Annotated in this window: 18 protein-coding genes; 11 read left to right on the forward strand and 7 right to left on the reverse strand. The window is 73.9% G+C overall.

What is annotated here, in order from left to right; all coding sequences use genetic code 11:
• Nucleotides 1–5: 5 nt before the first annotated feature.
• The gene (locus J4557_RS05980) at nt 6–911 is read right to left on the reverse strand and encodes a lysophospholipid acyltransferase family protein (RefSeq protein ID WP_208265401.1); all 906 of its coding nucleotides are present in this window, start codon (nt 909–911) and stop codon (nt 6–8) included.
• 86 nt (nt 912–997) lie between these two features.
• On the opposite strand from J4557_RS05980, the gene cofC reads away from it, so the two are divergent.
• Nucleotides 998–1,684: a 2-phospho-L-lactate guanylyltransferase gene (gene cofC, locus J4557_RS05985; RefSeq protein ID WP_208265402.1), complete on the forward strand. Its 687-nt coding sequence runs from the start codon at nt 998–1,000 to the stop codon at nt 1,682–1,684.
• Nucleotides 1,685–1,693: 9 nt separating this feature from the next.
• Complete coding sequence (locus J4557_RS05990; RefSeq protein ID WP_208265403.1) at nt 1,694–1,900, forward strand: hypothetical protein; 207 nt, start codon at nt 1,694–1,696, stop codon at nt 1,898–1,900.
• A gap of 65 nt (nt 1,901–1,965) precedes the next feature.
• Here the strand turns inward: J4557_RS05990 and J4557_RS05995 are convergent, their stop codons facing one another.
• The 4 genes from J4557_RS05995 to leuC form a co-directional block, all read right to left on the reverse strand.
• Entirely contained in the window at nt 1,966–2,244 is a 279-nt protein-coding gene (locus J4557_RS05995) for an HU family DNA-binding protein (protein WP_151542535.1), read from the reverse strand.
• 158 nt (nt 2,245–2,402) lie between these two features.
• Nucleotides 2,403–2,636, reverse strand: coding sequence for an SCO5555 family protein (locus J4557_RS06000; protein ID WP_190859668.1), 234 nt, complete (start codon nt 2,634–2,636; stop codon nt 2,403–2,405).
• 276 nt (nt 2,637–2,912) lie between these two features.
• The gene (gene leuD / locus J4557_RS06005; RefSeq protein ID WP_208265404.1) at nt 2,913–3,500 is read right to left on the reverse strand and encodes a 3-isopropylmalate dehydratase small subunit; all 588 of its coding nucleotides are present in this window, start codon (nt 3,498–3,500) and stop codon (nt 2,913–2,915) included.
• A gap of 13 nt (nt 3,501–3,513) precedes the next feature.
• Complete coding sequence (gene leuC, locus J4557_RS06010) at nt 3,514–4,911, reverse strand: 3-isopropylmalate dehydratase large subunit (protein ID WP_208265405.1); 1,398 nt, start codon at nt 4,909–4,911, stop codon at nt 3,514–3,516.
• 99 nt (nt 4,912–5,010) lie between these two features.
• On the opposite strand from leuC, the gene J4557_RS06015 reads away from it, so the two are divergent.
• Nucleotides 5,011–5,724, forward strand: coding sequence for an IclR family transcriptional regulator (locus J4557_RS06015; protein WP_208265406.1), 714 nt, complete (start codon nt 5,011–5,013; stop codon nt 5,722–5,724).
• Between the two features lie 137 nt (nt 5,725–5,861).
• Here J4557_RS06015 and J4557_RS06020 read toward each other — a convergent pair whose 3' ends face one another.
• Nucleotides 5,862–6,485: a TetR/AcrR family transcriptional regulator gene (locus J4557_RS06020; protein WP_208265407.1), complete on the reverse strand. Its 624-nt coding sequence runs from the start codon at nt 6,483–6,485 to the stop codon at nt 5,862–5,864.
• A gap of 114 nt (nt 6,486–6,599) precedes the next feature.
• On the opposite strand from J4557_RS06020, the gene J4557_RS06025 reads away from it, so the two are divergent.
• The 3 genes from J4557_RS06025 (at nt 6,600) to J4557_RS06035 (ending at nt 10,987) form a co-directional block, all read left to right on the forward strand.
• A complete protein-coding gene (locus J4557_RS06025) occupies nt 6,600–8,933 on the forward strand; it encodes a glycoside hydrolase family 3 protein (protein WP_208265408.1) in 2,334 nt (777 codons plus the stop codon).
• A 104-nt stretch (nt 8,934–9,037) separates the two neighbouring features.
• Nucleotides 9,038–9,661: a MerR family transcriptional regulator gene (locus J4557_RS06030; protein ID WP_208265409.1), complete on the forward strand. Its 624-nt coding sequence runs from the start codon at nt 9,038–9,040 to the stop codon at nt 9,659–9,661.
• Nucleotides 9,662–9,754: 93 nt separating this feature from the next.
• A complete protein-coding gene (locus J4557_RS06035; RefSeq protein WP_208265410.1) occupies nt 9,755–10,987 on the forward strand; it encodes an NAD(P)-binding domain-containing protein in 1,233 nt (410 codons plus the stop codon).
• Nucleotides 10,988–11,001: 14 nt separating this feature from the next.
• Here the strand turns inward: J4557_RS06035 and J4557_RS06040 are convergent, their stop codons facing one another.
• Nucleotides 11,002–11,910 (reverse strand): LysR family transcriptional regulator, encoded by a 909-nt coding sequence (locus tag J4557_RS06040; protein ID WP_208265411.1) that lies wholly within the window; start codon nt 11,908–11,910, stop codon nt 11,002–11,004.
• 92 nt (nt 11,911–12,002) lie between these two features.
• On the opposite strand from J4557_RS06040, the gene J4557_RS06045 reads away from it, so the two are divergent.
• Genes J4557_RS06045 through J4557_RS06065 form a run of 5 tightly spaced genes read left to right on the forward strand, consistent with a single transcriptional unit; the run spans nt 12,003 to nt 15,776 of the window.
• Nucleotides 12,003–12,836 carry an SAM hydrolase/SAM-dependent halogenase family protein gene (locus tag J4557_RS06045; protein ID WP_208265412.1) on the forward strand — a complete coding sequence of 278 codons (834 nt, stop codon included), beginning with the start codon at nt 12,003–12,005 and terminating at the stop codon, nt 12,834–12,836.
• A gap of 32 nt (nt 12,837–12,868) precedes the next feature.
• Nucleotides 12,869–13,741 carry an ABC transporter substrate-binding protein gene (locus J4557_RS06050; protein WP_307799454.1) on the forward strand — a complete coding sequence of 291 codons (873 nt, stop codon included), beginning with the start codon at nt 12,869–12,871 and terminating at the stop codon, nt 13,739–13,741.
• Nucleotides 13,742–13,748: 7 nt separating this feature from the next.
• Nucleotides 13,749–14,621, forward strand: a complete 873-nt coding sequence (locus J4557_RS06055; protein WP_190859645.1) for an amino acid ABC transporter permease — start codon at nt 13,749–13,751, stop codon at nt 14,619–14,621.
• Nucleotides 14,618–15,367, forward strand: coding sequence for an amino acid ABC transporter ATP-binding protein (locus J4557_RS06060; protein WP_208265413.1), 750 nt, complete (start codon nt 14,618–14,620; stop codon nt 15,365–15,367). Before J4557_RS06055 ends, J4557_RS06060 begins: the two co-directional genes overlap by 4 nt.
• Before the next feature lies 1 nt (nt 15,368).
• Nucleotides 15,369–15,776, forward strand: coding sequence for an NUDIX hydrolase (locus J4557_RS06065; protein ID WP_208265414.1), 408 nt, complete (start codon nt 15,369–15,371; stop codon nt 15,774–15,776).
• Nucleotides 15,777–15,853: the final 77 nt, after the last annotated feature.

Below are 15,853 nucleotides of genomic sequence, written 5' to 3' on the forward strand. Positions count from 1 at the left end.
GTAGGTCACGAGTCACCCGCCTTCGTCGTCTCGGTGGTGTCGGAGGCGCCGGCCGTCTCGGCGGCGCCGTCCGCCGGCCCGGCCGGGTCGGGCACCCCGCCGGCCTCGGCCCGCCCGGCGGTCTTCGCGGCCGCCGCGTCCTCGGCCTCCTTGGCGGCGCGGCGGCGCTCCTCCAGCACCCGGTGGTGGTCGTAGCGCTCGGCGGGCGGCCGCTCGCCGCGCAGCTCGCCGACCAGCTCGCTGATCACGTCCATGATGTCGTCGGTGGCCGCGCGCAGCGTCTCCTTGGTGAGCGGCAGGCCCTCGTACTTCGACAGGTCGACCGGCGGCCCCGCGATCACCTTCATCGTCTTGCGCGGGAACGGGTGGAACCCCTTCTTCAGGCTCCCGGCGAGCCCGCGCTGCTCGGCCTTCTTGTACGGCAGCAGCTCGTGCGCGCCCCACGTCGCGACGGGGACGACCTTCGCGCCCGTCTGCAGCGCCATCCGCGCCACGCCCGTCTGGCCGGTCATCGGCCACAGCTCGGGGTCGCGGGTGCAGCTGCCCTCCGGGTAGAACATCAGGCACTCGCCGTCCACCAGCGCCTTCTCGGCGTCCTCGAGGGCCATGGCGGCGTCGGCGCGGTCGCGGTGCACCGGGATCTGGCCGGTGCCGCGCATCACGGCTCCGACGATCGGCGTGCTGAACAGCGCGGCCTTGGCCAGGTAGACGGGGTAGCGCCCCGCCTCGTAGACGAAGTGGGCGAGGGCCAGCGGGTCGGACTCGGAGATGTGGTTGGCGGCGATGATCACGCCGCCGGTCCTGGGCACGTTGCCCCGGCCGCGCCAGTCCCGTCTCAGCAGCCCGAACAGCAGCGGCCGCAGGATGACGATCGTGAGCTTGCGCCAGCCAGGCGAGTACCCGTGGCTCATGACCCGTCCCCTCCTCCATCCGTACCCGACGTGAACGCGGGGTGTCCACAAGTGTCGCGGTTGTCTGCGCATAGTGTCGAGTTGCCATGTCTACCCCAGCGCCCAGCGCGCCTCATCCCGAGTGGTCGCTCGTCGTGCCGGTCAAGGTGCTGGCCAGGGCCAAGACCCGCATGTCCGCGGCGGCGGGGCCGCACCGCGAGGCGCTCGCCCTGGCGGTCGCCGCCGACACCGTCGCGGCCGCGCTCCGCTGCGCCCGCGTCCGCGATGTGATAGTGGTCACCGACGATCCCGTGCCCGCCGGGGAGCTGGCCGCGCTCGGCGCCCGGATCGTCCCCGACGAGCCCGACGCCGGGTTGAACCCGGCCCTGATCCACGGGGCGGGGCGCGGCCGCGACCTCGCCCCGGACGCGGGCGTCGGCGCGCTGTCCGCCGATCTGCCCGCCCTGCGGCCGGAGGAGCTCGCCGCGGTTCTCGACGCCGCGGCGGGGGCGCCGGAGGCGTTCGTCCCGGACGCGGCGGGCATCGGCACCACGCTCTACACGGCGCGTCCCGGCGTCCCCTTCTCCCCCGCCTTCGGCGGCGACTCCCGCACGGCGCACCGCGCGCGCGGCGCCCGCGAGCTGCTGCTGCCCGGGACCGACAGCGTCCGCCGCGACGTCGACACCCCCGACGACCTCCGCGCCGCCCTGGCCCTCGGCACCGGCCCGCGCACCGCGGCCGTCGCCGCCCTGCTCCCCGATTTCGCGCCGTCCGCCGGGCACGGCCGGGGATAGGGTTCCCGCATGCAGGGGACGGTGAAGGACTTCGACCCGGCCGCGCGGGCGGGGAGCGTGCTGCTGGACGACGGGACGGAGCTGCCGTTCGACGCGGACGCGTTCGCGGCGGGGGGCCTGCGGCTGCTGCGCTTCGGGCAGCGGGTGAACCTCGCGATGGAGGGCGACCGGGTCACGGTGGTGACGCTGTCGACGTTCCCCTTGCCGGGGATCTGAACGGGCCGTGGAAACGGCAGCGCCCGGGACCGTTCAGGACGGTCCCGGGCGCTGCCGCGGTGAGGCTACTTCTTGCCGGCCACCAGGTTCTTGAAGTCCGCCCCGGCCTTGAACTTCGGCACGGACGTCGCGGGAACCTCGATGGTCTTGCCCGTTGCGGGGTTGCGGGCCGTACGGGCAGGCCGGTCGGCCTTCTCGAACGAACCGAACCCGGTGATCGCCACCTTGTCGCCCTTGGCGACGGCGGATTGGATCGCCTCCAGGATCGCGTCGACGGCCTCGGCTGCGGCCTTCTTGCTGCCCAGCCGGTCAGAGATGGCGTCGACCAGCTCACGCTTGTTCATGGGTTACTCCTCTAGTTCCCCCCTTGCCCGAACGAAACTAAGGGACCCTCAGCATGGACACAATCACCTGCACGCAGAAGTTGCCGTGTCGCTGGCGTTTTTGTCGGCCTCGCCCCCGTCTCGCCGGGTGACCGGACCGGATCCGGCCACTGCGCACGCTAACGGACGTCGGGCGCCTCGTGGAAATCGGCGAGGAACGCCTCCAGCCTGCGGGCGGCCAGGTCGGAGTCCCTTTTCGCCAGATCGGTGATCGCCAGGAGGTGGCGGATCAGGCGCTGCCGGGTCTGCGGCGGCAGCGGCGCCACGGCCCGGTGCGCGTCGCGCAGCTGCCGGGCGAGCCGGGTCAGCGCCGGGTCGTCCCACTCCGGTCCGCTCCACGGCGTGGCGTTCACACAAGCCCCCAAACGCTCGGGCGTCCTCGTCCCCTGCGAGAGATTCTCCCGCGCGAGGCTACGCGACCCCCGCCCCGGGGTACGCCAAGCCGCAAAGCCCGAAGCCGAGCCGGGGTTCGAAGCCCGGCCGCCATCACGGGCAGGCACGCGGAGCGAGCGCCAGCGAGCGCAGCGGGCATGCCCGACGGCCGGCAGGCTGTTTCGCGCGGAGCTCCAGCGGAGCGCGAAACAGCCTGCCGGCCGCGACGGGGGGTTCCAGGGGGCGTCCCCCCAGGACTACAGCGTCACCGGCAGCCAGGTCGGGCGGGCGGCCTCGTAGTCGGTGATGGCGTCGCCGTGGCGGAGGGTCAGGCCGATGTCGTCCAGGCCCTCCATGAGCCGCCAGCGGGTGTAGTCGTCGATCTCGAAGGTCGCGGTGTCGGCGCCCCAGCGGACCTCGCGCTTCTCGAGGTCGACGGTGATCTCCAGGGCGGGGTCCTTCTCGGCCGCGCTCTGCAGGGCCTCGACCTGCTCGCCGGTGAGGACGACCGGTAGCAGCCCCATCTTGGTGGAGTTGTTGCGGAAGATGTCGCCGAAGCGCGGCGCGATCACGACGCGGAAGCCGTACTGCTGCAGGGCCCAGACGGCGTGCTCGCGGGACGAGCCGGTGCCGAAGTCGGGGCCGGCGACGAGGATGCCGGCGCCCTGGTACTGCGGCTGGTTCAGCACGAAGTCCGGGTCCTCGCGCCAGGCGGAGAACAGGCCCTTGTCGAATCCGGTGCGGCTGACCTGCTTGAGCCAGACGGCCGGGATGATCTGGTCGGTGTCGACGTTGCTGCGCCGCAGCGGGACGGCGCGTCCGGTGTAGGTGGTGAAGGCTTCCATGGCTCGGGTCTCCTCAGAGGTCGGCGGGAGCGGCCAGGCGGCCGGTGACGGCGGTGGCGGCGGCGACGGCGGGCGACACGAGGTGGGTGCGGCCGCCGGGGCCCTGCCGGCCCTCGAAGTTGCGGTTGGACGTGGAGGCGCTGCGCTCGCCGGGGGTGAGCTTGTCGGGGTTCATCGCCAGGCACATCGAGCAGCCGGCCTCGCGCCATTCGGCGCCGGAGGCGGAGATGACCTGGTCGAGGCCCTCCTCCTCGGCCTGCTTCTTGACCTCCATCGAGCCGGGCACGACCAGCATCCGGACGCCGTCGGCGACCTTGCGGCCCTCCAGCACGCCCGCGACGGCGCGCAGGTCCTCGATGCGGCCGTTGGTGCAGGAGCCGACGAAGACGGTGTCGACCGCGATGTCGCGGAGCGGCGTCCCGGCGGTGAGGCCCATGTACTCCAGGGCGCGCTCGGCGTTCTGCCGCTTGACCGGGTCGTCGATGGCCGCGGGGTCGGGCACGGACTCGGCGAGCGGCAGGCCCTGGCCGGGGTTGGTGCCCCAGGTGACGAACGGGGTCAGCTCGGCCGCGTCGATCACGACCTCCTTGTCGAAGACCGCGTCGTCGTCGGTGCGCAGGGACGTCCAGTACTCGACGGCCTTGTCCCAGTCCTCGCCCTGCGGGGCGTTCGGGCGGCCCTCGAGGTAGGCGAACGTGGTCTCGTCGGGGGCGATCATCCCGGCGCGGGCGCCGGCCTCGATGGACATGTTGCAGACCGTCATGCGGCCTTCCATCGACAGGGAGCGGATCGCCTCGCCGCGGTACTCGATGATGTGGCCCTGGCCGCCGCCGGTGCCGATCCTGGCGATGATCGCCAGGATCAGGTCCTTGGCGGTGACGCCCTCGGGCAGGTCGCCGTTCACGGTGACGGCCATCGTCTTCGGCTGGATCTGCGGCAGCGTCTGCGTGGCGAGGACGTGCTCGACCTCGCTGGTGCCGATGCCGAACGCGAGCGCGCCGAACGCGCCGTGCGTGGAGGTGTGCGAGTCGCCGCACACGACGGTCATGCCGGGCTGCGTCAGGCCCAGCTGGGGGCCGATGACGTGCACGATGCCCTGGCCGTCGTCGCCCATCGGGTGCAGGCGGATCCCGAAGTCGGAGCAGTTCTTGCGGAGCGTCTCGACCTGGGTGCGCGACACCGGGTCGGCGATCGGCTTGAGCAGGTCCGTGGTCGGGACGTTGTGGTCCTCGGTGGCGATCGTCAGGTCGGGGCGGCGGACCTGCCGGCCGGCCATCCGCAGCCCGTCGAACGCCTGGGGGCTCGTGACCTCGTGGACCAGGTGCAGGTCGATGTAGAGGAGGTCGGGCTCACCCTCGGCACGCCGTACGACGTGCGCGTCGTACACCTTTTCGGCCAATGTACGGCCCATCACACCCACCTCACCTGTCATGATCGTCCGGCGCGCCGTCGCGCCGAGGTCCGGTCCGGCTGATTTGCATCTCAAATTACGAGACGGCAATATCAAGACATGGACAACTCTAGCGGAGTCGGCGTACTTGACAAAGCGGTTCTCGTGCTGAACGCGCTCGAAGCCGGTCCCGCCTCGCTCGCGCAGCTCGTGCAGACCACCGGTCTCGCCCGCCCCACGGCCCACCGGCTCGCCGTCGCGCTGGAGCACCACCGCCTCGTCCACCGCGACACCCAGGGGCGGTTCATCCTCGGCCCCCGGCTCGCGGAACTGGCCGTCGCCGCCGGCGAGGACCGACTCCTCGCCATCGCGCAGCCCATCCTCGCCCAGCTGCGCGACCACACCGGCGAGAGCGCCTCCCTGTTCCGCCGCCAGGGCGACGTCCGCGTCTGCGTCGCCGCCGCCGAGCGCACCAGCGGCCTGCGCGACACCATCCCCGTCGGCGCCGCCCTCCCGATGTCCGCCGGGTCCGCCGCCCAGATCCTGCTGGCCTGGGAGGAGCCGGACCGGATGCACCGCGGCCTGCGCGGCGCCAAGTTCGAGGCGACCACGCTCGCCTCCGTCCGCCGCCGCGGCTGGGCCCAGTCCGTCGGCGAGCGCGAGCAGGGCGTCGGCTCGGTCTCCGCCCCCATCCGCGGCGCGGGCGGCCGCGTCATCGCCGCCGTCTCCGTCTCCGGCCCCCTCGAACGCCTCACCCGCTCCCCTGGCCGCCTGCACGCCGCCCCCGTGGTCGCCGCCGCCGAAAAGATCAGCGAGGGCATGCGCAGGAGCTGACCGGGGGACGCCCCCTGAACCCCCCGCTGCGCGGCTCGCCACCTCCTCGCTCCGCTGCGGGGGGCGCGGCGCGCCGGGCATCCCTTGCGCTCGCCAGGGCTCGCTCCACGGGCTGTCCCGTGACCGGTGGCTCGCGTTCAAGCCTTGCTGGGGCGAAGGGTCTCCAGAAGGTCGTCGACGTGGGCCTTGAAGAGGGCGGGCATGTCGATGCGGTCCGGGTCGAGGAGCCACTGGGTCTGGAGGCCGTCCATGATGGCGATGATGCGGGCGGCCGTGGCGTCGGCGTCGAGGCCGGCGCGCAGCTCGCCGGCGTCGGCGGCGCGGCGGAGGGCGTCGGCGACCCAGGCGCGCAGGCGCGCGTAGCGGGCGCGCGCCCAGTCCCGGGCGGGGTGGTCGGCGGTGACGGCCTCGCTCGTCAGCACCACGAAGAGCCGGACGAGTTCGGGCGTGCGGCTGTTGTGCTCCACGACCCGCACCAGAGCGGCCGGCAGGTCGGGGCCGCCGGCGGCCCCGCCGTCGGCGAAGAACCGCTCCATGTCGCGCCGGTCGCGCAGTTCGAGGACGGCGACCAGCAGCTGCTCCTTGGTGCGGAAGTGGTGCAGCAGGCCGGGCTGGGACAGCCCGGCGCGTTCGGCGACGCGGGCCAGCGACGTGCCGCGGTAGCCGTGTTCGGCGAACTCCAGGGTCGCGACGTGCAGGATGCGCTCGCGCCTGGCGTCGCCCGCGGCGTAGCCGCGCCGCCGATCCGTGCCGGTCCTCACATCGCCTCACTCTACGCAGGCGGAGAATAACGCACGAATAACAAACCTACCGAGTACTCGGTATCGGAAATTAGGGTGGGCGGCGGCGTTCGGATACGTCCAGGAGGAGGTTCGATGTCCGTCGACGAGTCCGGCCTGCGCGAGCGGCTTGCCCAGCTGACGCTCGAGGAGAAGGTCCATCTGCTGAGCGGGGCCGACTTCTGGTCGCTGCGCCCGGTCCCGGGCATCGGGCTGCGGAAGGTGGTGCTGTCGGACGGCCCGAGCGGCGTCCGCGGCACGGCGTGGGACGAGCGGAGCACGAGCCTGCTGTTCCCGAGCCCGACGGCGCTCGCCGCGACATGGGATCCGGAGCTGGCCGAGCGGGTGGGCCGGCTGAACGGCGCCCAGGCCCGGGACAAGGGCGTCCACGTCCAGCTCGCGCCGACGATCAACCTGCACCGGACCCCGCTGGGCGGCCGGCATTTCGAGAACTACTCCGAGGACCCGCTGCTCACCGCGCGGATCGGCGTCGGGTTCGTGAGGGGCGTGCAGTCGGCCGGGGTGGCGGCGACGGTGAAGCACTTCGTCGGCAACGACTCCGAGACCTCGCGGATGTCGTACGACGCCCGGATCGACGGCGCGACCCTGGACGCGGTGTACCTGCGCCCGTTCGAGGACGCGGTGAAGGCGGGCGCGTGGGCGGTGATGGCCGCCTACAACAAGGTCAACGGCACGACGATGACGGAGCACCGCGCGCTGCTGACCGGTGTGCTGAAGGAGCGCTGGGGATTCGACGGCGTGCTGATGTCGGACTGGACGGCGATCCGGTCGACCGCGGCGAGCGCGAACGCCGGGATGGACCTGGAGATGCCGGGGATGCCCCGCAACGCGTGGCGGGACAGGCTCGTCGCGGCGGTCCGCGACGGCGAGGTGGCCGAGGAGCTGGTCGACGACAAGGTGCTGCGGATCCTGCGGCTGGCCGCGCGGGTCGGCGCGCTCGACGGGTTCCCCGAGCCGGCGCCCGTGACGACGCCCCCCGACGCGCCCGCCCAGCTGCGCGCGCTCGCGGCGCGCGCGTGCGTGCTGCTGCGCAACGAGGGCGGCGTGCTCCCGCTCGACGCGCCCCGCAGGCTGGCGCTGATCGGCCCGAACGCGGTGCGGTTCAGCGCGCAGGGCGGCGGCAGCGCGCACGTGAACCCCGAGCACGTCGTCTCGCCGGTGGACGGCCTGCGCCGCGCGCTCGGCGCCGGCACCGAGCTGACGGTGCGCGCGGGCGTGTACCCGCATGAGCGGCTGGCGGCGCTGCCGCTGGACATGGCGGCCGATCCGGAGACGGGCGAGCGGGGCGTGCGGCTGGAGTTCCTCGACGCGGACGGCGCCATCCTCGACTCCGAGCACCGCGAGGCCGCCCGTTTCATGTTCTTCGAGGGCGTCCCGGAGGGGACGGCGCAGATCGTCGTCCGCGCCCGGGTGACGCCGGCGGCGGACGGCGTCCACACGTTCGCGGTCGCGGGCGTCGGCGAGTACGAGGTGCGCGTCGCGGACACGACGGCGACGGTGAAGCTGGCCCTGGACGGCGGGGACCCGGTCGAGGCGATGATGCGGCCGCCGGAGCACCGCGTCGAGGTGGAGCTCGCCGCCGGGCGGGCGGTCCCGGTGGAGCTGCGGCGCGCCTACCGGCCCGGATCGTTCCTGACCGCGTTCGGCATCGGCCACCACGAGCCGCACCTGCCCGAGGACGAGGAGCTGGCGGCGGCCGTCGAGGCCGCCCGCGCCGCCGACGCGGCGGTCGTGATCGTCGGCACCAACGACGACGTGGAGAGCGAGGGCTTCGACCGGACGACGCTGGCACTGCCCGGCCGCCAGGACGAGCTGGTGTCCGCCGTCGCCGCCGCCAACCCGCGCACGGTGGTGGTGGTGAACGCGGGCGCGCCCGTGCTGATGCCGTGGCGGGACGAGGTCGCGGCGGTGCTGTGGGCGTGGCTGCCGGGACAGGAGGGGGGCGACGCCCTCGCCGACGTCCTCACCGGCGCGGCCGAGCCGGGCGGGCGGCTCCCCACGACGTTCCCGGTGTCGGAGGACGGGATCCTGTCGCCGGTTCCCGTGGAGGACGGGTCCCTGCCGTACGCGGAGGGCGCCGCGATCGGCTACCTGCACTACGCGCCCGAGCAGGTCGCCTACCCGTTCGGGCACGGCCTGGGGTACACGGCCTGGGAGTACGAGTCGCTGGCGGTGGCGGACGGGACGGCGGAGGTGACGGTCCGCAACGCGGGCGACCGGCCGGGGCGCGAGGTCGTCCAGGTCTACGCGTCGCCGGACGGGCTGCCGCTCCGGCTCGCCGGGTTCGCGGTCGCCGAGGCCGCGGCGGGCGAGCGGGTGACCGTCCGGGTCCCGCTGGACGAGCGGCTGCCCGGCGGGTGCGCGGTGCGCGCCGGACGGTCCGTCGCCGATCTGCGGCTGACCGCCTGACGCCCAGGGCCGACAAAGCACCGCATCTCGGGCCACCTTCGAAGAGTGCCGGTACCGGCCCGCACGCCCTGGATAGCGTTGTGCTCCGGACAGGGAGGTGCGCGGTGCAGATCTCCGAGCTCAGCGATCGCAGCGGCCTGACGGTCCAGACGATCAAGTTCTACATCCGGGAGGGCCTCCTCCCGAAGGGCTCGACGGTGAGCGCGACCCGCGCCGAGTACGACCACCGGCACCTGGAGCGGCTGCGCCTGATCAGCGCGCTGCGCGAGGTCGGCGACCTGCCGGTCGCGGCGATCCACCGGATCGTCGAGGCGATCGAGGACGAGCGGGTCGGCCTGCACGAGCTGTTCGGCACCGCCCAGCACGCCATCGCCCCGCACGTCGTCGCGCCGTACGACCCGCACTGGCGCGCCGCGCGGCAGGACGTCGACGCGCTCGTCCGCGAGCTCGGCTGGACGGTCGGCGACCGCTCCCCCGCCCGCGACCTGCTCGCGCGCACGTTCGTCGCGCTGCGCCGGCTCGGTTTCCCGATCACCCTCACCGACCTGCGGCCGTACGTGAAGGCCGCCGCCGAGGTCGCCGACCACGAGATCGGCCGGGTGGTCGACGGCGCGCCGCGCGCCCGGACCGTCCACACCCTGCTCGTCTCCACCGTGCTGTACGAGCAGGTCCTGACGGCCCTGCACCGGATGGCCCAGGAGAACGCCTCGGCCCGCCGCTTCGGCTGAGCCGGTCTCCGCGAGCCATGCGGATCCCGCATGGCCGGTCTGCGAAACCTGCGCTGGTGGCATGGCTCGGCCGGGCCTAGCGTCGGTCGCACCATGACACGAATCGCTTTTCTCGGACTGGGGCGCATGGGCGTCCCGATGGCCCGGCGGCTGATCGCCGCGGACCACGACGTGGCGGTGTGGAACCGCACCGCGGGCGGGGTGCCCGCCGACCTCGGCGCGGTGCTCGCCGCGTCCCCCGCGCTCGCCGCCGCGGGCCGCGACCTCGTCATCACCATGCTCACCGACGCGGACGCCGTCGAGGCCGTGCTGTTCGGCCCGGACGGGGCCGCGGCGGCGCTGGAGCCCGGAGCCGTGGTCGCCGACACGTCGACGATCGGCCCGGACGCCGCGCGCCGCGTGCGCGGACGGCTGCCGGACGGCGTCGCCTACGTCGACGCGCCCGTGGTGGGCAGCGTCCCGCAGGCGGAGGCGGGCGAGCTGGAGGTGCTGGCGGGCGGCACCGGCGACGACCTTGCCCGCTGCACCGGGGCGCTGGAGGCGCTCGGACGGGTCCGGCACGCGGGCCCGCCCGGGTCCGGCGCCGCGCTGAAGCTCGTCGCGAACGGCATGCTGGTCGCGAACTTCGCCGTGCTCGGCGAGGCGCTCGCGCTCGCCGGGCGCCTGGGCCTCGACCGCGACCTCGTGCTGGACGTGCTGTCCCGCACGAGCGCGCAGGCGCGGCGGCTGCGGGACGCGGCGCCCGGCGCGGCGCCGCGCTTCACGGTGGCGCTCGCCGCCAAGGACCTCGATCTCGCGCTGGACGTCCCGGGAGCGCCCGCCGGGGGCGTCCTCGCCGCCGCGCGAGCCCGCGCGTCCGCCGCCCTCGCGGACGGCCTCGGGCCGCAGGACCTCATCGCACTCGCGGACCACACGAGGAAGGACTCCCCTATGCGCGTCACGCTCGGCGATCCGGCCACCGTCCCGCCCCCGCCGAACCCCTTCTACTCGCACGCCGCGTACGTGACGGCCGGGCCGATGCTGTACGTGTCGGGGCAGATCGCGCTCACCGAGGATGGGAAGGTCGACGCGCCCGGCGACATGGCCCGGCAGTCAGAGGTGATCTTCTCGCTGCTGGACCGGATCCTCGCGGCGCACGGGGCCGGGTTCGCGGACGTGGTCAACATCCGGACGTTCGTCACCGATCTCGGCCGGGTCGCCGAGTACGGGGCCGTGCGGCGGCAGTTCTTCCCCGGCGCCGCGCCCACCAGCACGACCGTCGAGGTCGCCCGGCTGTTCCACCCGGACGCCCTGCTGGAGGTCGAGGTGGTCGCCGCGATCCCCTGACCGGGTCCGGCCGCCTAGCCCAGTTCGGCGGCGACGGCCCGCAGGTCGTCCAGGAACGCGGTGACCGCCGGGGACCTGCGGGCGTGCCGCCCGACGGCGGCGCGGACGGCGCGGGTGGGCTGCTCGGGGGCGAGCGGCCGCAGCACGACGCCGTCGCGCGCCGCCGCTGCCGCCGCGAGGGCGGGCACGAGGGTGACGCCGAACCCGGCCGCGACCAGGCCGAGCTTGGAGATCCATTCGGCGACCCGCAGCGGGGTGCGCGGCTCGAACCCGGCGGGCTCGCAGCGGGCGCGCAGCGCCGCGACGGCCTCGGGGGCGTCGGCGACGATCCACGCGTCGCCGGCCAGGGCGTCCAGCGGGACGCGGCGGCGGGCGGCGAGCGGGTGCCCGGACGGCAGCGCGACGAGCAGCGCGTCGTCCAGCAGCGGCACCAGGTCGCCGGCGGGCAGCGCGGGGACGGTGTGCGTGCTGACGACGGCGAGGTCGAGGTCGCCGCCGTCCAGCATCGCGAGCAGCCGGTCGGTGACGCCCTCGCGCAGCGTGGCGCGGACACCGGGGTGCCGGCCGCGGAACCGGGCGAGCGCGCGCGGGACCAGCGCCGCGTTCGCGGTGGGGAACGCGCCGACCCGCAGCGTCCCGGTGTCGAGGCGGCGCAGCCCCTCCATGGCCTGCACCGTGTCGGCGAGCCGGTCGAGCAGGGCGCGGGCGTGCGGGAGGAGGTGCTCGCCGGCGGGCGTCGGCCGCACGCCGCGGGCGCCGCGCGCGAACAGCTCGACGCCGCAGACGTCCTCCAGCGCGGCGATCTGCCGCGACACCGCCGACTGGGTGTAGCCGCCCGCCGCCGCGGCCGCGGTGAACGAGCCGAGGTCGGCGACGGCGACGAAGGTCCGCAGCAGGAGCGGATCGAGCGATTCGGCGCGCATCCCCGGAGGTTAGCGCCGGTTCGGTCACGAGATCGGCTTGGTAGGCTGCTGCTCTCCTCTCCGCATCCCCGCAGGTCCCACCGAGGTCGCCCATGTCCGGAAGCCGCCCCTTCGTCAGCATCGCCACGGACTTCGGCGCCGCCTACACCTCGATCTGCGCCGGCGTCGTGCACACCATCGCGCCCGAGGCGAACGTCCTGGTGCTCAGCGACGAGATCACGCCGTTCGACGTGGTGGAGGGTGCGATGCTGCTGCGGCAGGCGCTGCCGTACCTGCCGGTGGGCGTGCACACGGGCATCGTGGACCCGGGGGTCGGGACGCCGCGCCGCCCGCTGGCGGTCGAGACCGGACGCGGCGACGTGCTGGTCGGCCCGGACAACGGGCTGCTGGTGCCGGCGGCCGAGGCGCTCGGCGGGATCGTCCGGGCGCACGCGCTGGAGAACCCGGCGTACCGGCTGCCGGAGGTCTCGACGTCGTTCCACGGGCGGGACATCTTCTCCCCCGCCGCCGCGCACCTCGCGGCGGGCGTGGACGTCGCCGACCTCGGCGCGCCGGTCGAGCCGCTCCCGCTGGACCTTCCGGCGCCGGTCGCCCGCGACGGCGAGCTGACCGTCCCGGTGCTGTACACCGACCGGTTCGGCAGCCTGGTGCTGGGCGCGGAGCGCGACGATCTCGCCGCCGCGTTCGGCGCGCTGGAGCCCGGCACCCCCCTCGACGTCGCATGGAGCGTTCCAGACGGGGCGTCCCGCACCGCCCGCGTCCCGTTCGAGCGCACCTTCGGCAGCGTCGCCGTCGGCGAGCCGCTGCTGTGGATCGACTCCTCGGGCTGGCTCGGCCTCGGCGTCAACCAGGGCCGGGCCGCGGACGTCCTCGGTCTGGCCGGCGCGCGCACCGTCACCCTGCGCGCCGCCACCCCGCATTCTTGACAACGCAACACCGCACCGCTGGAGGCACCCCCGTGACCCGCCGCCCCCTCGTGGCCGCCCTGACCGGCGTCGCCGCGCTCACCCTCGCCGTCACCGCCTGCGCTCCGCAGGACGACGGCTCCGACGCCTCGGCGAGCAAGAGCCCCGCCTCCTGCACCAAGGACAAGCTGCCGCTCAAGACCGCCGGCAAGCTGACCGTCGCGACCGACAAGCCGGCGTTCGAGCCCTGGTTCAAGAACGACGACCCGTCCAACGGGCAGGGCTTCGAGAGCGCCGTCGCGTACGCGGTCGCCGGCAAGCTCGGCTTCACCAAGGACCAGGTCGCCTGGACGACGCAGTCGTTCGAGTCGTCCTACGCGCCGGGGCCGAAGAACTTCGACTTCGACATCAACCAGATCTCGGCCACCCCCGCCCGCGAGAAGGCGGTGACGTTCAGCGACGGCTACTACGACGTGCAGCAGGGCGTCGTCGCGCTCAAGGCCGGCAAGTTCGCGAACGCGACGAGCATCGCGGAGCTGAAGAAGGCCCGGATCGCCGTCCAGGTCGGGACGACCGCCCTGCAGGCCGTGCAGAACCAGATCAAGCCGGACGGCCAGCCGAAGATCTTCAACACCCAGATCGACGCGGTGAACGCGCTGAAGAACAAGCAGGTCGACCTGCTGCTGGTGGACCTGCCGACCGCGTTCTACGTCACCGCCGCGCAGATCGACGGCTCGAAGATCGTGGGCCAGCTGCCGCAGACCGAGGGCGGCAGCACCGAGCACTTCGGGCTGCTGATGGAGAAGGGCAGCACGCTCGTGGGCTGCCTGAACCAGGCGGTCGGGCAGCTCAAGTCGTCGGGCGAGCTGGCGAAGATCCAGCAGCAATGGCTGACCTCGTCGGCCGGCGCGCCCGTCCTGAAGTGACCCCGCGATGACCGTGCGGGCGGGCGGCGAGACCGCCTGGGTCAAGAGCGAGCGGCAGCTGGACCGGGAGCGGCGCCGCCGGCGCGCCGGCGTCCGGTCCGGCTCGGTCGCCGCCGCGTCGACCGTGCTGTGCGTCGCGGTCGTCGTCGCCGTCGTGGTGACGTCGCCCGGCTGGCCGCGCGTGCACGAGACGTTCTTCAACTGGGGCGAGTTCACCGGCGCGTTCCCGGACGTGCTGCGCGGCTTCTGGCTGAACGTGCGGATCTTCCTGATCGCCGAACCGGTGATCCTGGTGCTCGGCCTGCTCGTCGCGCTCGCGCGCGGGCTGCGCAACCCGCTGTTCTTCCCGCTGCGGGCCCTGGCCGTCGCCTACACCGACGTGTTCCGGGGCATCCCGACGATCCTGCTGGTGTACCTGGTCGGTTTCGGGCTGCCCGCGCTGCGGCTCCAGGGCGTCCCGGACAGCCCGGCCGTGCTGGGCGGGTTCGCGCTCGTCCTGTCGTACGGCGCGTACGTCGCGGAGGTGTTCCGCGCGGGCATCGACTCGATCCACCCGAGCCAGCGCGCGGCGGCCCGGTCGCTCGGGCTCAGCAAGACGCAGAGCCTGCGGTTCGTGGTGCTGCCGCAGGCGGTGCGGCGCGTCGTCCCGCCGCTGCTGAACGACTTCGCCTCGCTGCAGAAGGACACCGCGCTCGTCGCGGTGCTCGGCCCGCTGGAGGCGCTGCGGCAGGCGCAGATCCACTCGGCGACGAACTTCAACTACACGCCCTACCTGGCCACGGCGGTGCTGTTCGTCGCGCTGACGGTGCCGATGGCCCGGTTCACCGACCACCTCGCGGCGCGCGCCGAGCGCCGCCGCGCCCCGGGAGGCGGCACATGAGCGGACCGCTGCTGCGCGTCGAAGGCGTCTGGAAGACCTACCACGCGCATCCGGTGCTGCGCGGCGTCGACCTGGACGTCGCGCCGCACGAGGTCGTCTGCCTCATCGGCGCGTCCGGGTCGGGCAAGTCGACGCTGCTGCGCTGCGTGAACGTGCTGGAGACGGTGGACGACGGCGCGATCCTCCTGGAGGGCGACGACATCACCGACCCGGACGCCGACCCCGACGAGGTCCGCAAGCGGATCGGGATGGTGTTCCAGTCCTACAACCTGTTCCCGCACATGTCGGTGCTGGACAACATCACGCTGGCGCCCGTCCGCGTCCACAGGCGGCCCAAGGCGGAGGCGGCCGAGCAGGCCCGCGAGCTGCTGAAGCGGTTCGGCCTCGCGGACAAGGCCGGCGAGTACCCGGACCGGCTGTCGGGCGGCCAGCAGCAGCGCGTCGCGATCATCCGGGCGATGGCGACGCGGCCGAGCCTGCTGCTGCTGGACGAGGTGACCTCCGCGCTCGACCCGGAGCTGGTCACCGAGGTGATGGGGATCATCCGGGAGCTGAAGGAGTCCGGGATGACGATGATCCTGGCGACCCACGAGATGGGGTTCGCCCGGGACATCGCCGACACGGTCTGCTTCCTGCACGACGGCGTGCTGCTGGAGCGCGGCCCGGCCGAGCAGATCTTCGAGGAGCCCGCCGAGCCGCGCACCCGCGAGTTCCTCCGCCGCGTCCTCGAATCCCGGCGCATCTAGGATGGCCGGCGTGGCGGATCTGGACGTGGTGGCGTGGGTGCGGGTGGTGGACGGGCGGCTGCTGGCCGTCCGGTCGCGGGGCCGTGACCTGCTGTACCTCCCCGGCGGCAAGCGGGAGCCGGGCGAGGACGACTGGGCGGCGCTGTCCCGGGAGGTCCGGGAGGAGCTGGACGTCGAGCTCGACCGGGCGTCGTTCCGCGAGCTGGGGGTGATCCGCGCGCCGGCGCACGACCAGCCGGACTACACGCACGCCCGGATGGCGTGCTTCACCGCGGCGTGCCGCGGCGCGATCGCGGCGTCCGGCGAGGTGGACGAGTACCTCTACCTCGCACCGGCCGACCGGGACCTGCTCGCCCCGGCGGCCCGGGCGGCGCTCGACCTGGCATTGGACCACGGCCTGCTGCACTGAAGGTCCCCGGAATCACACCAATCGCCGGATGGACCCGGTTAGGATGCCTGCCTGGATCCGAGATCTCTTCACTTTCC

The organism is Actinomadura nitritigenes, assembly GCF_017573545.1.
GTDB lineage: Bacteria > Actinomycetota > Actinomycetes > Streptosporangiales > Streptosporangiaceae > Spirillospora > Spirillospora nitritigenes.